The sequence below is a fragment of the Pseudoclavibacter helvolus genome (genome assembly GCF_049707175.1).
Classification (GTDB): Bacteria; Actinomycetota; Actinomycetes; order Actinomycetales; family Microbacteriaceae; genus Pseudoclavibacter; species Pseudoclavibacter helvolus_A.
Genome location: NZ_JBNAFM010000001.1, coordinates 168,663 through 187,194, shown reverse-complemented (window position 1 = coordinate 187,194; position 18,532 = coordinate 168,663). Strand labels below are relative to the sequence as shown.

At 67.7% G+C, this 18,532-nt stretch carries 18 protein-coding genes; 6 read left to right on the top strand and 12 right to left on the bottom strand.

Annotated features, from left to right (window positions below; genetic code table 11):
• Nucleotides 1-78: 78 nt before the first annotated feature.
• The 3 genes from ACPYN9_RS01105 to ACPYN9_RS01095 form a co-directional block, all read right to left on the bottom strand.
• Nucleotides 79-282 carry a CsbD family protein gene (locus ACPYN9_RS01105; protein ID WP_424463165.1) on the bottom strand — a complete coding sequence of 68 codons (204 nt, stop codon included), beginning with the start codon at nt 280-282 and terminating at the stop codon, nt 79-81.
• Nucleotides 283-344: 62 nt separating this feature from the next.
• On the bottom strand, nt 345-746 hold the full coding sequence (locus ACPYN9_RS01100) for a GntR family transcriptional regulator (RefSeq protein ID WP_424463163.1): 402 nt from the start codon (nt 744-746) through the stop codon (nt 345-347).
• Nucleotides 743-1,450: a hypothetical protein gene (locus ACPYN9_RS01095; RefSeq protein WP_424463161.1), complete on the bottom strand. Its 708-nt coding sequence runs from the start codon at nt 1,448-1,450 to the stop codon at nt 743-745. Before ACPYN9_RS01095 ends, ACPYN9_RS01100 begins: the two co-directional genes overlap by 4 nt.
• A 101-nt stretch (nt 1,451-1,551) precedes the next feature.
• Here ACPYN9_RS01095 and ACPYN9_RS01090 point away from each other — a divergent pair, with 101 nt between their 5' ends.
• On the top strand, nt 1,552-2,181 hold the full coding sequence (locus ACPYN9_RS01090) for a DNA-directed RNA polymerase subunit beta (protein WP_424463160.1): 630 nt from the start codon (nt 1,552-1,554) through the stop codon (nt 2,179-2,181).
• Nucleotides 2,182-2,188: 7 nt separating this feature from the next.
• On the opposite strand, the gene eda is transcribed toward ACPYN9_RS01090, so the two are convergent.
• The gene (gene eda / locus ACPYN9_RS01085; protein ID WP_424463158.1) at nt 2,189-2,842 is read right to left on the bottom strand and encodes a bifunctional 4-hydroxy-2-oxoglutarate aldolase/2-dehydro-3-deoxy-phosphogluconate aldolase; all 654 of its coding nucleotides are present in this window, start codon (nt 2,840-2,842) and stop codon (nt 2,189-2,191) included.
• Between the two features lie 115 nt (nt 2,843-2,957).
• On the opposite strand from eda, the gene ACPYN9_RS01080 reads away from it, so the two are divergent.
• Nucleotides 2,958-4,421 (top strand): gluconokinase, encoded by a 1,464-nt coding sequence (locus tag ACPYN9_RS01080; RefSeq protein WP_424463157.1) that lies wholly within the window; start codon nt 2,958-2,960, stop codon nt 4,419-4,421.
• Complete coding sequence (locus ACPYN9_RS01075) at nt 4,421-5,368, top strand: phosphoglycerate dehydrogenase (protein WP_424463155.1); 948 nt, start codon at nt 4,421-4,423, stop codon at nt 5,366-5,368. Before ACPYN9_RS01080 ends, ACPYN9_RS01075 begins: the two co-directional genes overlap by 1 nt.
• On the opposite strand, the gene ACPYN9_RS01070 is transcribed toward ACPYN9_RS01075, so the two are convergent.
• Complete coding sequence (locus tag ACPYN9_RS01070) at nt 5,365-6,099, bottom strand: FadR/GntR family transcriptional regulator (RefSeq protein ID WP_424463153.1); 735 nt, start codon at nt 6,097-6,099, stop codon at nt 5,365-5,367. The genes ACPYN9_RS01075 and ACPYN9_RS01070 overlap by 4 nt on opposite strands.
• Before the next feature lie 200 nt (nt 6,100-6,299).
• Between ACPYN9_RS01070 and ACPYN9_RS01065 the strand changes: the two genes are divergently transcribed.
• The 3 genes from ACPYN9_RS01065 (at nt 6,300) to ACPYN9_RS01055 (ending at nt 9,611) form a co-directional block, all read left to right on the top strand.
• Nucleotides 6,300-7,691: a GntP family permease gene (locus ACPYN9_RS01065; RefSeq protein WP_424463152.1), complete on the top strand. Its 1,392-nt coding sequence runs from the start codon at nt 6,300-6,302 to the stop codon at nt 7,689-7,691.
• An 82-nt stretch (nt 7,692-7,773) separates the two neighbouring features.
• Nucleotides 7,774-8,538, top strand: coding sequence for an SDR family oxidoreductase (locus tag ACPYN9_RS01060; RefSeq protein WP_424463150.1), 765 nt, complete (start codon nt 7,774-7,776; stop codon nt 8,536-8,538).
• 56 nt (nt 8,539-8,594) lie between these two features.
• Entirely contained in the window at nt 8,595-9,611 is a 1,017-nt protein-coding gene (locus ACPYN9_RS01055; RefSeq protein WP_424463148.1) for a zinc-binding dehydrogenase, read from the top strand.
• A gap of 244 nt (nt 9,612-9,855) precedes the next feature.
• On the opposite strand, the gene pstB is transcribed toward ACPYN9_RS01055, so the two are convergent.
• From pstB to ACPYN9_RS01020, 7 genes are all read right to left on the bottom strand, one after another.
• The gene (gene pstB / locus ACPYN9_RS01050) at nt 9,856-10,635 is read right to left on the bottom strand and encodes a phosphate ABC transporter ATP-binding protein PstB (protein ID WP_424463146.1); all 780 of its coding nucleotides are present in this window, start codon (nt 10,633-10,635) and stop codon (nt 9,856-9,858) included.
• A 46-nt stretch (nt 10,636-10,681) separates the two neighbouring features.
• Nucleotides 10,682-11,794, bottom strand: coding sequence for a phosphate ABC transporter permease PstA (gene pstA / locus ACPYN9_RS01045; protein WP_424463144.1), 1,113 nt, complete (start codon nt 11,792-11,794; stop codon nt 10,682-10,684).
• Nucleotides 11,794-12,783, bottom strand: a complete 990-nt coding sequence (gene pstC / locus ACPYN9_RS01040; RefSeq protein ID WP_424463143.1) for a phosphate ABC transporter permease subunit PstC — start codon at nt 12,781-12,783, stop codon at nt 11,794-11,796. The genes pstA and pstC overlap by 1 nt, the downstream gene beginning before the upstream one ends.
• 124 nt (nt 12,784-12,907) lie before the next feature.
• Nucleotides 12,908-14,005 carry a phosphate ABC transporter substrate-binding protein PstS gene (locus tag ACPYN9_RS01035; protein WP_424463142.1) on the bottom strand — a complete coding sequence of 366 codons (1,098 nt, stop codon included), beginning with the start codon at nt 14,003-14,005 and terminating at the stop codon, nt 12,908-12,910.
• A gap of 150 nt (nt 14,006-14,155) precedes the next feature.
• On the bottom strand, nt 14,156-15,238 hold the full coding sequence (locus ACPYN9_RS01030) for a phosphate ABC transporter substrate-binding protein PstS (protein ID WP_424463140.1): 1,083 nt from the start codon (nt 15,236-15,238) through the stop codon (nt 14,156-14,158).
• A 131-nt stretch (nt 15,239-15,369) separates the two neighbouring features.
• Nucleotides 15,370-16,329, bottom strand: a complete 960-nt coding sequence (locus tag ACPYN9_RS01025; protein WP_424463138.1) for an NUDIX hydrolase — start codon at nt 16,327-16,329, stop codon at nt 15,370-15,372.
• Between the two features lie 4 nt (nt 16,330-16,333).
• Nucleotides 16,334-18,463 carry an RNA degradosome polyphosphate kinase gene (locus ACPYN9_RS01020; protein ID WP_424463136.1) on the bottom strand — a complete coding sequence of 710 codons (2,130 nt, stop codon included), beginning with the start codon at nt 18,461-18,463 and terminating at the stop codon, nt 16,334-16,336.
• Nucleotides 18,464-18,532: the final 69 nt, after the last annotated feature.

Here is an 18,532-nt window from a genome sequence, read left to right as displayed (position 1 = left end):
GTTGACCGTCGTCAACTACCAGAAAGGGCCCCGCGAACGGGGCCCTGGATCTGCTTGATGTCGACTGCGGCGGCGCGCCTAGTCGATCTTGCGCTTGAGGTTGTCGAGTCCCTCCTTGGCGGCGTCCTTGACGTCCTCCACCTTCTCCTTGAAGCCTGCCTTCGTCTGGTCGGCACGGCCCTCGGCCTTCAGTGACTCGTCGCCGGTCACCGCGCCCGCGGCTTCCTTCGCGCGCCCGCCGAAGTCCTCTGACTTGTTCTGAATTCGATCGTCGATTCCCATGCGGAGATGCTCGCAGGCGAACTTGGGTGGATGCTGGGGTGCGGGGTGCGGGCCGCGCCACCTCAGTCTTGCGCGCCGCGTTCCGCCGAGATCGAGAGCGCCTCGAACACGGCGGCGACGGCCTCGTCGTTGCTCACTCCAAGCGCGCGCGCCTCGACGGCGAACGCCCGCGCCGCCGCCGTGAGCCGAACATCCCCGTGCCTGCCGTCGGCCGTCACGAAGGTGCCGGCTCGTCCGCGCCCCACCACGACGCCCTGTTCCTCGAGCGCCGTGTAGCACTTGGCCACGGTGCCCGGCGCGACCCCGAGCGTCTCAGCGAGCGCACGAACCGGCGGCAGCCGCTCGCCGGGCTCGAGGTCGCCACGCTCGACGGCGTCGATGATCGCGTCGCGGAGCTGCTTTCCGGGTGCACTCGAGGAGTCCCCACCGATCGCGAGGTGCTCGAAGAAGTCACGGGCGCTCATGGGCGCGGTCGCTTACCCGGGTTCGTGTTCTCGTCGATGGCGGTTTCCGAGCCGAGCGAGATCTCCTCGTCGTCGTCCGGCTCCACGAGGTCGTCGAACATGGCCGAGTCCACCGCCTGCGCGCGCTGCTTCTCGCTCTGTGGGCCGAAGCCGAGCCACTTTCGCGTCGGGTAGTGCAGCTTCTCGCGCCGCCACCAGAGGGTCGCGAGCACGAGCGTCGCGACGCAGGGCACGAGCGCAAGCCACGCCCCATACGCGATCGGGTACTGGCCGTTCGCCGCATCCACCCGCAACGTCGCGAACGCGAAGAGGAACAGCATGCCGAGCGTGGCGAACGCGGCGTAGAGCTGCAGGATCTTCGTGGAGATCACCGCGACGCCTGAGATGCGCAGAATCAGCACCACGACGAGCCCCAGCAGGGGAAGCGTCGGAAGGAGGCCGAAGAGGAACGTGCCGAACCAGTTGTAGCCGAGCGCCTCATCCATCTGGCTGAGCCCCGTCCCGGCCACGAGCAGCTGCCAGCCGTTGAGCGTCGGCGCAATGCGGTTCAGGGGGATCTCGGAGTTCCACCACGGGAAGAACATCGTCACGACCAGGAGGACGGCCAATACCCCGAACGCGATCTGCTTGGGTCGGTAAGCCGGGTACGACGACATCGCTGCCGTGTCTTCGACCAGCGAATCGTCGTCCTGCGCAGTAGCCATGCCCCCAGCCTACGAGGCAGGTTCGCAATCGTGGCTCCGAACGCGCAGACTGGATGCGGCCCTCACGAGGCCGAACGGTCTCACGCGACGAAAGGGGCAGCATGACGGAACGACACCACAGGCCCGTGCGCGTGCCATCGCAGGCGTTCGAGGCGCTCGTCGGCGCCGACGACCCGGCCGCGGTCAGCCGCGTGGCCCACGACATCGCGCGAGCGCTGCTGCAGCGCGCTCGCGGAGAAGGCGACCAGGCCGTCGTCGCCCGCCTCATCGCCTACGCAGACGAGCACGGCATCGACGAAATCGCCGAGCTCTGGGCAGGCGCGACGTCGAGATCGTTGCCTGGCGCGCTGTGGCGCCTCTACCTGCTCCGGCAGGCCGTGCGTGCCAACCCGGCCGAGGCCAGCTACCTGTTCCGCCGAGGCTACGAGGTCGATCGCTCCATCAGCTCCGTCGTCGCAGGCGCGGCCACGCCGACCGGACCGGAAGAGGTCGTCGCCCTCGCCGACGTCATCCTGCACGGCGCCTTCGCCGGCGACTTCGCGCTTGCGCTCGAGCGCGCAGCCGCCTTCTGCCGCGTCATGTCGCAGGGGGCGACGAGCCTCGCAAAAGACGAGGAGGGGCCCGCCCCAGCTCGCGCCAGGCAGTCAACTCGCCGCGCCATCCGCTACCTCGAGATGGGCGACGACCTCCACGCCTCCGCCGGCATGTGGCGGCTGAACTCGCTCGACTGACCCGCCTCTACGTGCGCGGCCGAAGCTGCCGTGCCAGTTCGACACCCGCGCTCGTGAGCTCGCTGACCCGCGCCCAGTCGCGAGCCTCGACGGCCGCTGACGGCAGCATCCACGAACCGCCGACCGCGAGCACGCGCTCGATCCGCAGGTAGTCGGGTAGGTTCTCCGTTGTCACGCCACCCGTCGGCACAAAGTTGACACCACCGAACGGCGCGGAGAGCGCCGCAATGGCCTTCGCGCCGCCGTTCGTCTCTGCCGGGAAGAACTTCACCGTCGTGATGCCCAGCTCGAGGGCCGCCTGCACCTCGGTGGCCGACGTTGCTCCCGGCAGCACGGGGAGGCCACGAGCTCGGCACCGTTCGACGACCGACCGGCTGAGGCCGGGGGAGACGACAAAGGCGGCACCCGCGTCTGCCGCGAGGTCGACCTGGTCGGGGGTGAGCACCGTGCCCGCACCGACCAGCACGTCGCCACGCGGGGCGACGGCCGCGATGGCGGCTGCAGCCGCGTCGGTTCGGAAGGTGATCTCGGCGACCGGAAGGCCACCGGCGACGAGCGCATCGGCGATGCCGAGGCTCTCTTCTACCGTGCGTGCGGAGACGACGGGGACGATCGAATGCTCGGCGATGCGGGCGAGGATGTCGTGCAAGAGAACCTCCATTGGTCGTCCTGTGTTCCCAAACGGAACTCAATGATCATATTATTGAGATACTACCGAGGGTCGACACCGCAGGCGGCCCCGATCGGCAACGAAGCCCACGAGTGGAGCACGAACCATGAAGATCCTCGCCCTCGAATCCAGCACCACATCAGCGAAGACGCTGATCTTCGACACGGACACCCAGGACGTGCAGGTGCGCACCCGCCGCTTCGAGGTCGCCGGGCCCGACCCGGCCGTGCGCGACGCCGAGGGGATCTTCACGCAGCTCATCGCGCTCGCCCGCGAGTCCGTGCGAGGCCACGAGATCGATGCGCTCGTGCTCTCCAACACGTATCACGGGCTCGGCCTCGTCACGCAGGACCTGCAGGCCGCGACACCCGTGTACGAATGGCCCTATACCGGGGCACAAGGGCTCTGTGCCGAGCTGCGTCAAGACGCGGCCCTCACGACGTGGTTCTACGAGCGCACTGGTTGCATGGTGAACGCCAGCTACCCGGCGTTCAAGCTCGCCTACCTCGCCCGCCAGGGCACCGAGTTCGTGGGACGCAAGGTCATGGACCAGGGCAGCTTCAACTTCCTCCGCCTCACCGGGCTTCCCTGGACGAGCTATTCCCTCGCCTCCGGAACCGGGCTGCTCAACGTCCACACCTCCGACTGGGACCGCGAGATCCTTGAGACGCTCGGCGTCTCCGGCGTCGACTTCCCCGAACTGCACGACAGCGAGGAATCAGCGCCGCTGCTTCCCGACGTCGCTACCTACCTCGGCATCCGCGCCGGAATCCCGGTGCTCGTCCCAGGCCCAGACGGCGGCCTCAGTCAAGTTGGCGACCTCGCCGGGCTGCCTGGCGACATGACGTTCTCGATGGGCACCAGCGGGGCCATGCGCTTCGCGACGCTCGAGCCGTCGCTCTCCCCGCGCCTCAGCACCTGGGCCTACCGCTCGCCGCTCGGATGGCTCAGCGGCGCCGCGACGAGCGGATGCACCAACTGCGTCGACTGGGCGAAGGACAGGTTCTTCGGCTCCGACGCGCCGTTCTCAGAGATCGAGCCGCAGCTGGTCACCGGTCGCGCGGAGCTGCCGACCTTCCTGCCCTTCCTGTACGGGGAACGCTGCCCGGGGTGGCAGGACCAGCGGCTCGGCGGGTTCGTGGGGCTCGAGCCGAGGCACGGTCGCGTCGACATGTACCAGGCCGTGCTGCAGGGGGTCGTGCTGTCGCTCTACCACTGCTTCCGAGAGCTGACCGCGATCAACGGCATGCCCACTCGCGTGCTCCTCTCGGGCGGCGTCCTCTCCTCTCCGTTCTGGACCCAGATGACCGCCGACGTCTTTCGCGTCGAGATGGAAGTCTCGTCGCTGCAGCACAGCTCCGTCGTCGGCGCCGTGCGGCTCGGCCTGCGCGCGGCCGGGCTGAGCGAGGACCAGCCAGCGTTCCGGAACGAGAACCCGCAGCGCATCATCCCGAACCCGGCCATGCGCGACTACTACGACCAGGCCTTCGCCAAGTACCTCGACGCCTACGAGCGAACGAGCACCGCACCCGGCCAGGGGCAGGCCGCGACGATGGGCGCCGTGGCCTGATGCGCATCCTCATCACCCCCACCTCGCTCAGCCGAACGCCGGAGGCCGCGGTGCTCGCGCCGCTCCGACAGCTCGCCGACGAACTCGTCTTCAACACGCTCGGCCGCCCACTCACCTCGGCGGAGCTCGCCGAAGCCCTGCAGGGAGTCGACGGCGTCATCGCGGGCCTCGACGCCTACGACTCGGCGGCGCTCGCAGGCGCAGACCGCCTCCGAGTCATCTCCCGATACGGCGTCGGGGTCAACAACGTCGACCTCGAGGCCGCCGCAGCCAGGGGCATCCACGTCACCAGAACTCCCGGCGCGAACGCCTCGGCCGTCGCGGAGCTGGCCATCGGCCTCGCCTTCGCCGTCGCCCGTGAGATCCCTCGACTGCACGCCGAGGTCACACAAGGCGGCTGGCCGCGGGGGAGCGGCATCGAGCTCTCCGGCCGCACCCTCGGCGTCGTCGGCTTCGGCGCGATCGGCCGTATCGTCGCCGACCGGGCGCGCGGCCTCGGCATGCAGGTCGTCGCGTACGACCCGTTCGTGCCCGCATCCGGCATCTCCGCAACCGGGGCCACCGCCGTCAACCTCGACGAGCTGTTCCGCCAGGCCGACGTCGTCAGCCTGCACGTGCCCCTCCTCGACAGCACTCGCCACGTCGCCGATGCCGGCCGCATCGCCTCCATGAAGCCGGGCAGCATCCTGCTCAACACCTCCCGCGGAGGGCTCATCGACGAGGCGGCCGCCCGCGCAGCGCTCGACTCAGGCCACCTCTTCGGTGTCGGCCTCGACGCCTACGAGACGGAACCGCCGCAGGACTCCCCGCTGCTCGGGCACCCTCGCGTCGTCGCGACGCCACACAGCGGGGCGCACACGGCTGAAGCCGTCGAGCGCATGTCCACGGGATCCATCCGGAACCTCATCGACGAACTCTCCGGACGGCCCAGCGAGCACCGCGTCTAGGCGGGTCCCTCGCCGGCGTTGCGACGGCGGGCGTCGTCGTCGATCGTCAGCACTTCGCCGAGGATCGTCTCGAGGTAGCCCTTCGAGTGGTGCTCGGCGGCGAGCGGGTCGCCGTCTGCGATCGCCTGCGCCGTCAGCACGTGATTGTGCAGGGCGGCGTGCAGGGGCTTCGCCGGCGTGAGCCCGAGGTTCGCCCGTCCGATGAGGACCTCGGCGATCGGCTCCTTGACTGCCGCGAGCAGCGCATTCCCGCTCGCGTCGAGGATGAGGTCGTGGAACTCGATGTCTGCCTGCAGGTACTCGGGCGAGTCTCCGCGATCTCGGGCGCCGAGCGCTTCCAACTGCGCGGCGAGCTCCAGGAGGCGCGATCGCTCGGCCTGCGAGGCGCGGGATGCGGCGAGCTTCGCGGCGACCGGCTCGATCGCCGATCTGAGCTCGGTGAGGGCGACGAGCTGCTGGCTGCGGTTCTGCCCGCGAAGGCGCCAGCGGATGAGCGTGGTGTCGAGGGCGTTCCAGTCTCGCGTCGGGCGCACGGTTACGCCGACACGCCTCCTCGAGACGAGGAGGCCCATGGACTCCAGGACTCGGACTGCCTCGCGCACGACCGTGCGGGAGACCGCGTAGTGCTCCTCGAGGCCTGCGAGCGTCAGCACTCGGCCGGCCTCGAGCTCGCCGCCGGCGATGCGGATGCCGAGGTCGTCGAGCACCGATCCGTGTACTGCCTGCGCCACGCGCACCATCCTCTCGAACGTTTTGGTCGTATAAGTATGATCACAACTTGAAATAAGTATGATTTTTGTGCGAGGCTCGGGGAAGCACTGGGAGCAACCAGACCCCGCGTTCCGAATCATCGCAGATCGCGAACCTCACCCCCGCCACGGCACCGCGCACAGTCGCACGGACCGAATTCCAGATATCAACGGAGATCACCATGGAAGAAGAATGGACCCAGGCACTGGGGACCGCACCGCTGCTCGGGATCGCAGCGGGAGCAATCGCGCTCATCCTGATCCTCATCATCCGCTTCAGGGTCCACGCGTTCCTGACCCTCGTCATCGTGTCGCTCCTGACCGCGCTCGTCGCAGGCGTCCCCCTGTCGGCGGTCGCCAGCACGCTCACCGGCGGCTTCGGCAGCACCCTCGCGACCGTCGCGCTCCTCATCGGGTTCGGAGCCATGCTCGGACGCCTCATCGAGCACTCCGGCGGCGCGAAAGCACTCGCTGACAAGCTCGTTGACGTCTTCGGTGAGAAACGCGCCCCCTTCGCGCTCGGCATCGCCTCCCTCATCCTCGGCTTCCCGATGTTCTTCGACGCCGGCCTCATCATGATGCTGCCCATCGTCTTCGCCGTCGCACGACGGGTCTCGGGCAACAACGTCCTCCTCTTCGGCATCCCCGCCGCCGCGGCCTTCTCGGTCATGCACGTCTTCCTGCCGCCGCACCCGGGCCCCGTCGCCGCAACCGAGCTGTACGAAGCGAACCTCGGCGTCGTGCTCCTGCTCGGCCTCATCATCGTTTTCCCGCTCTGGTACGTCTCCGGCTACCTGTGGGGCAAGTTCGTCGCCAAGCGCATCCCGCTCCCCGTGCCCGCGCTCTTCGGCGACGTCGACGAGGACCAGCCAAAGAACCCGCCCAAGGTCTCCACGATCATCCTGCTGTTGCTGCTGCCGATGTTCCTCATCTTCCTCAACACCGGAGTCTCGGCGCTCTCCAGCGCCGGACTCGTCGACGGCGACGCCCTCTGGGCACAGGCTGCCGTGCTCCTCGGCAACTCGCCCATCGCGCTGCTCATCGCCGTCATCACCGCCAGCATCGTGCTCGGCACGCGGCGCGGCGAGAACGGCACCGCCATCGAGAAGATCCTCGACTCCTCCCTCGGCCCCATCTGCTCCGTCATCCTCATCACCGGTGCCGGCGGCATGTTCGGTGGCGTCCTGCGCGCATCCGGCATCGGCGATGCGCTCGCCGACACGCTCAGCGACCTCGGGCTCCCGCTCATCGTCGCCGCCTACGTCATCGCCGTCGTCCTCCGCGTTGCCCAGGGATCCGCGACCGTCGCCCTCGTCACGGCCGCGGGCCTCATCGCCCCAGCCGTCGTCGGCGCCGACCTGAACGCCTTCCAAGTCGCCGCGATCGTCCTCGCCACCGCCGCAGGCTCCGTCTTCGCGGGTCACGTCAACGACTCCGGCTTCTGGCTCGTCGGACGCCTCATGGGCATGGACGTGAAGACCACGCTCAAGACCTGGACCGTGCAGCAGACCATCGAGTCCGTCATGGCGTTCGTGCTCGTCCTCATCGTCTACCTCGTCGCGTCGCTCTTCTAACCCGAACGACCAACCCGACCGACGACGTCACCGACCCGAGCGGCCTCGTCCGGCCGACCGACGCCAAGAGAGCAGGAATCGCATGGACCTCTTCAACCTCACCGGCAAGCTCGCCCTGATCACCGGCTCCTCACGGGGACTCGGCCGCTCCCTCGCGACCGCGCTCGCCGACGCAGGCAGCACGATCATCCTCCACGGCCGAGACGTCGAGGCATTGGCGACCGCGGCCGCCGAGCTCGAGGAGCGCACCGGACGAGCCGCTCACGTGGTGACCTTCGACGTTACTGACGCCGCCTCGGTCGAGGCAGGCATCGCGGCGCTCATCGCCGAGCACGGGGTGCCCGACATCCTCGTCAACAACGCCGGGCTCCAGCGGCGAGCCCCCTTCGCGGAGTTCAAGGTCGAGGACTGGGATGCGCTGGTCTCGGCGAACCTGAGCGGCGTGTTCTACGTCTCCAGGTTCCTCGCGCCAGCCATGATCGAGCGCGGCTCCGGCAAGATCGTCAACATCGGATCCGTGCAGTCGCTGCTCGCACGGCAGACGATCGCTCCCTACTCGGCGACCAAGGGCGGCGTCGCCCAGCTCACCAAGGGCATGGCGGCCGACCTCGCGCGACACAACGTGCAGGTCAACGCCATCTCGCCTGGGTACTTCGCCACCGAGATGAACCGCGCGCTCGTCGAAGACGAGCAGTTCAACTCCTGGCTCGTCAACCGCACCCCGGCCCAGCGATGGGGTGCCTTCGAAGAGCTCGCGGGCACCCTCGTGTACCTCAGCTCCGACGCCTCGAGCTTCGTCTCGGGGCAGAACATCTTCGTCGACGGCGGCATGACCGCCGTCGTCTGACCGGCCGCCGCCCCGGTCACCGTCGACCCACCGCATCACGACCCGCAGGAGACACCATGCGCGCAGCATTCATCGAGAGCAGGGAGGTGCTGAACCTCAGTGAGGTCAGCACCCCGGAACCAGGGGAGGGGCAGGTGCGGATCCGCGTCGACTACGTCGGCATCTGCGGCTCCGACCTCCACTACTACTTTGAAGGAGCCAACGGCGCCTTCGTCGTCCGAGAACCCCTCGTCCCCGGACACGAGCTGTCCGGCCGAGTCGACCACGACCCGAACGGCGAGCTCGAGCCGGGCACCCCCATCACCGTGCACCCCGCGACCTTCGGCACCCCGAGCGACGAACTGCGTGACGCCCCGCACCTCTGGCCCAACGGCGCCTACCTGGGCAGCGCATCCACGGACCCCCACACCCAAGGGGCCCTGAGCGAGTACCTGCTCGTCGACCGTGGCATGCTGCGCCGCCTGCCCGAGACGCTGCCCGTGCGCCGCGCCGTGCTGGCCGAGCCGCTCGCCGTGGCGCTCCACGCCCTCACCAAGGCGGGCGACATCACCGGCAAGGGCGTGCTCGTCACCGGCTCCGGCCCCATCGGCCTGCTCACCATCGCGGCCGCGCTCGTCAAGGGAGCGGCACACGTGACCGCGACCGACGTGCTCGCCGGCCCACTCGCGCGAGCCGCCGAGATCGGCGCCGCAGAAGTCATCGACGTCAGCCAGCAGGGCGTCCCCACCGACAGCTACGACGTCGTCTTCGAATGCTCCGGCGTTGCCGTCTCCGTATCGACCGCGTTCGCCGCCGCGAAGCCGGCTGGCACGGTCGTGCAGGTCGGCTTGGTCCCCAACGAACCCCGTCCCATCAACCTCGCCCCGTTCATCTCCAAAGAGCTGCGTGTCTACGGCACCTTCCGCTTCAACGACGAGATCGACGAAGCCATCGCCATCCTCGACGCGCACCCCGAGATCGAACGCGTCATCACGCACGAGGTGCATGCCGACGAGACCGTCGACGCCTTCGCGATCGCCCGCAACTCCGAGGAATCGGGCAAGGTGATCGTCGCCGTCTGGCCGGAGGCCTGACGCGCCACGCCGCCTGTTCGCCGTCAGCCAACACGGCGCACAACGGCGGCGGACTTCAGTAAACTCGACGACGCCGGGCCGCAGTAACCCCGGGCTCCAATATTCGCCGCTACGAGCGGCCTTCCGCCGAGAGGCGTTTCTGCGGCCTGGCTTTTCTCATGCCTGCGGCCGGATGCACGACCTCGGCTACGACGACGGCCCCGGCGCGAGAGCCGGGGCCGTTTTCGTGAAGCGGGGAGTCGGTCTAGCCGAAGCGGCCGGAGACGTAATCTTCGGTCGCCTGCACGGACGGGTTCTCGAAGATCGTCTTCGTCGTGTCGTACTCGATGAGCTTGCCCGGCATGCCGGTGCCTGCGATGTTGAAGAAGGCGGTCTTGTCGGAGACGCGGGATGCCTGCTGCATGTTGTGCGTCACGATCACGATCGTGTACTCGGTCTTGAGCTCCTCGATGAGGTCCTCGATGGCGAGCGTGGAGATCGGGTCGAGGGCCGAGCATGGCTCGTCCATGAGCAGCACGTCGGGCGAGACGGCGATCGCTCGTGCGATGCAGAGACGCTGCTGCTGTCCGCCGGAGAGTCCGGAGCCGGGGAGGTCGAGGCGGTCCTTGACCTCCTTCCACAGGTTCGCGCCCTGCAGCGACTTCTCGACGAGCGCATCTGCGTCGCTCTTGGAGATCTTCTTGTTGTTGAGCTTCACGCCGGCGAGCACGTTCTCGCGAATCGACATGGTCGGGAACGGGTTGGGGCGCTGGAAGACCATGCCCACCTGTCGGCGGACGAGGACGGGGTCAACGCCTGGGCCGTAGAGGTTGTTGCCGTCGATGAGCACTTCGCCGTCGACCCACGCCTTGGGGATGACCTCGTGCATGCGGTTGAGCGTGCGGAGGAACGTGGACTTGCCGCAGCCGGAGGGGCCGATGAACGCGGTGACGCTTCGGGGCTCGATGACCATTGCCACGTCTTCGACAGCCTTGAACTTGTCGTAGTAGACGTTGAGGTCGTTGACTTCGATGCGCTTAGACACTGTATTTCCCTAACTTCCTGTTGGTCAGCGTGGTCGGTCTGACCAGTTAGCCCTTGGGGGCGAAGAACTTGGTGATCATGCGTGCGAGCAGGTTGAGCAGCATGACGATGATGAGGAGGACGAAGGCGCCGGTCCAGGCGAGGTTGAGCATGTTCTCTGCGCCCGCGCCGACCTGCTGCGTGTAGGAGCGGTAGACGAAGACGGGGAGGCTCATCATGGCGCCCTGCGTCATGTTGTAGTTCATGTAGATGTTGAAGCCGGCGGCGATGAGCAGCGGTGCGCTCTCGCCGATGACGCGCGAGATGGCGAGCATGATGCCCGTGGTGATGCCGGCGAGGGCGGTGGGCAGGACGACCTTGGCGATGGTGAGCCACTTGGGCACGCCGAGCGCGTAGGACGCCTCGCGGAGCTCGTTGGGGACGAGGCGGATCATCTCCTCCGACGAGCGCACGACGGTGGGGATCATGAGCACGGTGAGGGCGATGGAGCCCGCGAGTCCGGTGCGCACGTTGGTGAGGGGGATGCCCAGGGTCTGCAGGATGAGCATGATCATCGTGTAGGCGAAGAGGCCGGCGACGATGGATGGGACGCCCGTCATGACGTCGACGAAGAAGTTAATGGCCTTGGAGAGGCGCCCCTTGCCGTACTCGACGAGGTAGATCGAGGTGAAGAGCCCGATGGGCACCGAGATGAGGGTCGCGACGAGGGTGATGAGGAGCGTGCCGACGATGGCGTGGATGCCGCCGCCCCCCTCGGTGACGACACCGACCATGGAGGACGAGAAGAAGGTGACGTCGAAGCGCGCGAGGCCGTTTGCGACGAGCGTGAAGAGGAGCGAGAGCAGGGGCACGAGTGCCAGCACGAAGGCGGCGGTGACGAGTGAGGTCACGAACCGGTTGGTGGCCTGGCGGGCACCTTCGATGATGCGGGCGATGATCCACTGCCCTGCGATGTAGAAGATCGCGCCGAGGACGGCGAAGCCGGTCCAGTTGAATTCGCCGCCGCCTGCTGCGAGGAGCAGGGTGATGGCCGCGGAGAGCGCGAAGGCGCCGACGAGGATCGCGTATGGCCCCCACTTGGGGAGTCGCCCGTGGGTGAGCGGGTTGATCATCTCAGTGGCCGTCTGGCTCTGAACTGGTTTCTGAAGTGTCGAGGTCATCAGTTGGCTCCTGAGAATTCCTTGCGGCGGCTCACGATCCATCGTGCGAGGGAGTTCACGAGGAGGGTGATGGCGAAGAGCACGAGACCGGATGCGATGAGCACGTTGATGTCGAGGTTCGACGCTTCTGGGAACGAGAGGGCGATGTTGGCGGCGATCGTCGATGGGTTGGTGTTCGACGTCAGCTGGAAGGTGATGACGCCGGTCGCTGAGAGCACCATGGCGACGGCCATCGTTTCGCCGAGTGCGCGGCCGAGGCCGAGCATGACGGAGGACACCATGCCTCCGCGGGCGAACGGCAGGACGGCCATCTTGATCATCTCCCAGCGGGTGGCGCCGAGGGCGAGGGAGGCTTCCTCGTGGAGTCGCGGCGTCTGCAGGAAGACCTCGCGGGTGAGCGCGGTGACGATGGGGAGCACCATGACGGCGAGCACGATGGCGGCGGTCAGGATGGTGCGTCCGGTGGCCGAGACCTGGCCCTGGAAGAAGGGGAGCCAGGAGAGGTTCTCGTTGAGCCAAACGTAGAACGGCTGCACGAACGGCCCGAGCACGGTGGCGCCCCAGAGGCCGAAGACGACGGAGGGCACGGCGGCGAGCAGGTCGATGACGTAGCCGAGCGGGGCCGCCAGCTTGCGGGATGCGTAGTGCGTGATGAACAGCGCGACGCCGATGGCGACGGGCACGGCCATGAGCAGCGCGAGCAGCGACGCCCAGAGCGTTCCGAAGACGAGCGGCAACACGTACCAGAAGAAGTTGCCTTCGGCCTCGGGGTCGGTGAGGTTGGTGGCGCCAGCGACGAAGTGGCTGTTCTCGGCCGCGTCAGGGAAGAAGGCCGGGAGCCCCTGAAAGAGCAGGAAGAAGAACACGGCGGCGAGGATCGCGAGGATCAGCGATCCGGAGAACGTCGAGAGGAAGCTGAAGACGCGGTCGCCCGGGCGCGACTTGGCCTTCACCGTTGTGCCCGCATCTGGGGCGAGTTCTGCAGTCATCTGCTGAGGGTTTCCCTAAGTCATTTGGGTGGAGCGGGGCGAGCGGCTGTTGAGTGCCGAATCGCCCGGTGCCATGCTTTCACAGCACGGCACCGGGCTGAAACGAAACGTCAGTGCTCGCGGACTACTTGATGGCGTCGACGGCTGCCTGCGCCTGCTCGCGCAAGGTGTCCGAGATGGGCGCGGAGCCCGCGTTCTCGGCTGCCGCATCCTGAGCCTCTGGGCTGATCACGTAGTCGAAGTACGCCTTGACGTTGGCGCCGACCGTCGGGTCCGTGTACTCGGCGCAACCGATGAGGTAGGAGACGAGGACGATCGGGTAGACGCCTTCGGCCGAGCGGTCGAGCTCGAACGAGAGGTCGGTCGCGGCGCGGCCTTCCTCGAGCGTGGAGTTGTCGACGACGGCTGCGGCAGCCTCGGGGGAGAGCTCGACGAACTCGGAGCCGGTCTGGATGGCTGCGGTGCTGAGGTCGCCGGCGGCGGATGCGTCGAGGTAGCCGATCGTGCCGTTGCCGTTGGTCAGTGCCTGCTGCACGCCGGGGGTCTCCTGCGCGCCTTCACCGCCGGAGATGGGCCAGTCGTCGCTGTCCTCGAAGGTCCACACGTCTGGGGCGGCTTCGACGAGGTAGGACGTGAAGTTGCCCGTGGTGCCGGAGGTGTCGGAGCGGTGGACCGGCGTGATGGCCAGGTCGGGGAACGTGACGCCCGAGTTGAGGGCGGCGATCTCGGGGGCGTTCCAGTTCGTGATCTCGCCCTTGAAGATCTTCGCGAGGGTCGCGGGGTCGAGGTTGAGCGTGTCGACGCCCTCGACGTTGAACGCAACGGCGATGGGGGAGATGTAGGCCGGGATCTCGACGAGGTCGGTGCCGTCGACGCAGCTGCCGAAGCCGCCAGCCTCGATCTCCTCGATCTTGAAGGCGCGGTCGGAGCCGATGAAGGCCGAGGTGCCGTTCTGGAAGTCGGTGCGGCCGGCGCCGGAGCCGCCACCCGCGTAGTTGATCTGGATGCCGGGCTCGACGGCTGCGAAGCCGGCGATCCAGGAGGTCTGTGCGGTGCCCTGCGACGAGGCGCCGGATGCGGCGAGCGTGCCGGTGAGCGATCCTGCGCCCTCAACTGCGGTTCCCGGCTCTGCTGCGGTTGGCTCGTTGCTGGCGCAAGCCGCAAGCGTGAGTGCGGCGATTGCGGCCATGGCGACCGATGCGCCTACTCGCGTGAACTTCATGGAGTTTCCCTTCGGGGACAGGTGACATTCCGTTGGATCGGTTGCGATCCGTCGGTGACGCTATGCGCGAAGGGTGACGAGACGGGGCGGGGAAAGTGAACGGGGGGTGAACGGGCTGGGAATGCGCGCAGATTTCACCCTCGGAGGCGCTTAGCGCATCTGCTCCAGGACGGGCTCGATCTGGGCGCGGAGGGTGTCCGAGATCGGGGCCGAGCCGGCGGCTTCGGCGGACGCTGCTTGCCCCTCCTCGCTGACGACGAAGGTGAAGTAGGCCTTGGCGTTGGCGCCCTCGTCGGCGTCTGCGTACTCGGCGCAGCCGATCAGGTACGAGACGAGCACGATGGGGTAGACGCCGGGCGTCGATCGGTTGAGCTCGTAGGCGAGGTCGGTGGGTGCACGCCCCTCCTCGACGGTCGAGTTGTCGACGACCGCGGCCGCGGCTTCCGGGGAGAAGGGCATGAACTCGCCGCCGGTCTCGACGGACACGGTCGTGAGCCCGTCGGCCGCGGATGCATCCATGTAGCCGATCGTCCCGTTGGCGCGCAGCGCCTGCTGCATGCCGGCGCTTTCCTGTGCCGCTTCGCCGCTCTGGACGGGCCACTCGTCGACTTCACCGTAGCTCCAGGCGTCGCCGGCGGCCTCGTCGAGGTAGGCCGTGAAGTTGCCCGTGGTGCCCGATTTGTCGGAGCGATGCACCGGGGTGATGGCGAGCGACGGCAGGGTGGCGTCTGGGTTGAGGGCGGCGATTTCGGGGGCATCCCACGTCGAGATGTCTCCGGCGAAGATGCCGGCCATGGTCGACGCGTCGAGCTGCAGCTGGTCGACCCCCTCGAGGGTGAACGCGATCGCGATGGGGGAGATGTACGCGGGGATCTCGACGAGGTCGCTGCCGTCCGCGCACGTGCGGAACGGGCCCTCCGCGATCTCGTCGAGCTCAAAGGCCCGGTCCGAGCCGATGAAGGCGGAGGTGCCGTTCTGGAAGTCCGAACGGCCGGCGCCGGAGCCGCCGCCCGCGTAGTTCACGCGCAGGTCCGGCTCGATCGGGTAGAAGCCTGCGATCCAGGCGGTCTGCGCGACCCCCTGCGAGGAGGCCCCTGAGGCGCTGAGCACTCCGGAGAGGTGCTGCGAACGCGGGTCCTTGCTGACCGAGATCTCGTTGAGCGCGCATCCGCTGGTTGCGAGGACGGTGGTCGCGACCAGCGCCAGGGCGGCCAGTGCTCGGGAGTGGTGCATCGAGTTCCTTCTGCCATCAGGTGTCAGGCGATCGCAAGATCCGCCTGAATCAGTATGGACGAGAAGTGGCCGCGACGTGACCTGCGGGTGAACGGATGCCCGTTGCCGGCGCCAGGCCGCGGCCCTGCATCTCAGGTGATCGGGCCGTGCGTCTCGGCCGCCACGACACCGGCTCCGGGGTGGTTGACGGGCACGTGGATGACGGAGCACTCGCCGGTCGAGAGCATCGCGTGCCTCGCGAGCGAGCTCGGGCGCGTCGCAGTGTTGAGCGCGATGGAGCGCACAATCGCCGGCATGACCGGCGAGTGGCTGCAGATGACGGTGCTGCGCCGCTTCGCGATGAGCTTGCGCACCACCTCGTCGAGCTCCTCCTCGTCGCGGGCGTAGGAGGTCTGGGCGATGCTGCGCTCGACCTGCGGCGTGAGCCCGAGGAGCGAGCTGATCGGCGCCACCGTCGAGCGGCAGCGGACCGCGTTTGAGGTGATGACGGCCTCAGGGCCGAAGGCCTTCAGGATGGGGACGACCGTCTCCGCCTGTTCGAGGCCGCGCGCGGTGATGGGGCGTGAGTCGTCATCGCCCGGCCAAGACTGCGGCGGGACCGCGGTCGCGTGGCGGAGGACGAGCACGGCGAATGTCCGGTGGAGCCCGCGGCGGTAACGGTCGGCGAACACCTCGAGCAGCTCACGGTCCCGGTCGTAGCTGAGCAGCTTCTTGGCCTTCTTGATCGAGACCCATTCGATCGCGTCGACCTCGTCGTTCGGCTCGAACACGTGGGACGCGAAGGACGCCTCGTCGACTTCGGCGGTCCAGTAGTGGACCTCCTTCGGTCGCCCGTTCGGCATGACGTACTCGATGTAGCCGAGTGGCGCGCCGAGCTTGGCCCGGTAGCCGGTCTCTTCTTCGACCTCGCGGGCCGCTGTCTCCGGCAGCGTCTCGCCGGGGTCGACCTTGCCCTTGGGCAGCGAGTAGTCACCGTGGCGGCCGCGGTGGATGACGAGCACTTTGAGCTTGTCGTCGGCGATGTCTTCGTGCCAGAGCACGGCGCCCGCCGCGTAGACGGTGCGCGCTGCGGCAGGGTTCTCAGTCGTCATGCGGTCAGGCGAGCGTGGTCGGCCTGCGACGCTTGCTGATGCGGCGCATCATCTCGTCGTGGAGGTCGGTGAGTCGTTCGCCGTCGGCGTCTCGCGCGTGGCGCACCCATTCTGCGTCGGCGCCGAGGTGCCAGGTCGCCGTCGCGTCGTCCATAGCGAGGTCGAACATGGCGGCGATGTCGGCGGCGTGGTGCTCGTCGATGATGCGGACGAGCGCCTCGATTCGACGGTCGAGGTTGCGGTGCATCATGTCGGCCGAGCCGATGAAGACGCGCTCGTCGCCGTCGTTGGCGAAGCAGAAGATGCGGGAGTGCTCGAGGTAGCGGCCCACGACGGAGCGGACTCGGATGGTCTCGCTGAGTCCGGGGACACCGGGGCGGAGGCCGCAGATGCCGCGCACCCAGATGTCGACGGGCACGCCCGCCTGGCTCGCGCGGTAGAGCGCGTCGATGATCTCCTCGTCGACCATCGAGTTGACCTTGATGCGGATGCGGCTCGGTTTGCCGTCGAGCGCGTTCTTGCGCTCCTTGTCGATGAGGTTGAGGAGCCCGGGGCGCAGGTGCATGGGCGCGACAAGGAGTCGTGTGAACTTGCGCTCGATGGCGTAGCCGGAGAGCTGGTTGAAGAGCCGCGTGATGTCGCGTGAGATCTTCTCGTTGCAGGTGAAGAGGCCGAGGTCTTCGTAGATGCGGCTCGTCTTGGGGTTGTAGTTGCCCGTGCCGATGTGGTTGTACATCTTGAGCTCGTTGTCTTCCTTGCGGATGACCTGCAGGAGCTTGCAGTGGGTCTTGAGGCCGACCGTGCCGTAGACGACGTGCACGCCGGCCTTCTCGAGCTTGCGGGCCCAGACGATGTTGTTCTGCTCGTCGAAGCGCGCCTTGATCTCGACGAGCACCAGCACCTGCTTGCCGGACTCGGCGGCCTTGATGAGGGCGTTCACGATGGGGCTGTCGCCGGAGGTGCGGTAGAGCGTCTGCTTGATGGCGAGCACGTTCGGGTCGGCGGCTGCGACTTCGAGGAAGGCCTGCACGCTGGTCGAGAACGCCTCGTACGGGTGCTGCACGAGCACGTCGCGGCGCGCGATGGCGCCGAACATGTCCGGCTTCTCGTCGCTCTCCGAGGTGCGGAAGGCTGCTGCGGTGACTGGCACGTGGGTCGGGTACTTGAGGTCGGGTCGCTTGATGGCGCCGAGCGCGAAGAGCCCGCCGAGGTCGAGTGGTCCGGGGAGGACGTAGACCTCGTTGTGGGTGATGTCGAGCTCGGTCATCAGCAGCTCGAGGGTCTCGTCGTCCATATCGTTGGAGACTTCGAGGCGGATGGGCGGGCCGAAGCGGCGACGGAGGAGTTCCTTCTCGAGCGCCTGCAGGAGGTTCTCGGTCTCGTCTTCCTCGATCGTCATGTCCTCGTTGCGGGTGAGGCGGAAGGCGTGGTGATCGAGGATCTTCATGCCGGGGAAGACGTGGCCGAGGTGCTGCGCGATGAGGTCTTCGAGCAGGATGAAGCGGGCCATACCGTGGTCGGACTGCAGTGGGTAGAAGCGCGGTAGCACCGGCGGCACCTTGAGGCGCGCGAACTCTTCCTTTTCGCTGCGCGGGTTGTAGACGCGCACGGAGATGTTGAGCGAGAGCCCGGAGATGTAGGGGAACGGATGCACCGGGTCGACCGCGAGCGGCATGAGGACCGGGAAGATCTGCTCGTCGAAGAGGTCGCCGAGCTCGACGCGCTCGGCGTCGGAGAGCTCGTCCCAGCTGACGATGTGGATGCCCTGCTGCGCGAGCTCGGGGCGCACGCTGTCGTTGAAGATGGCGGCGTGGCGCTTCTGGAGCTCGTAGGCCTTGGAGCGGATCGTGTCGAGGGCCTCCTGCGGCGGAACTCCGGCCGGGGTGGGTACGGCGAGGCCGGTCGCGATGCGGCGCTTCAGGCCGGCGACGCGCACCATGAAGAACTCGTCGAGGTTCGACGAGAAGATCGCGAGGAAGTTGGCGCGCTCGAGCAGCGGGGTCGAGGGGTCCTCGCCCAGTTCGAGCACGCGCTGGTTGAACGCGAGCCAGCTGAGCTCGCGGTCGACGAAGCGACTGCGCGGCATCTCCTGCGAGTCTGCGCCGGGCTCGGTGGCGCGGAGTTCGATAGTCATGCGGTCATCCTTCCAGGTGTGCGGAGAAGAACGGTGTCAGGTCGTCTTCGTCCTGCCGGGTCGACGCGA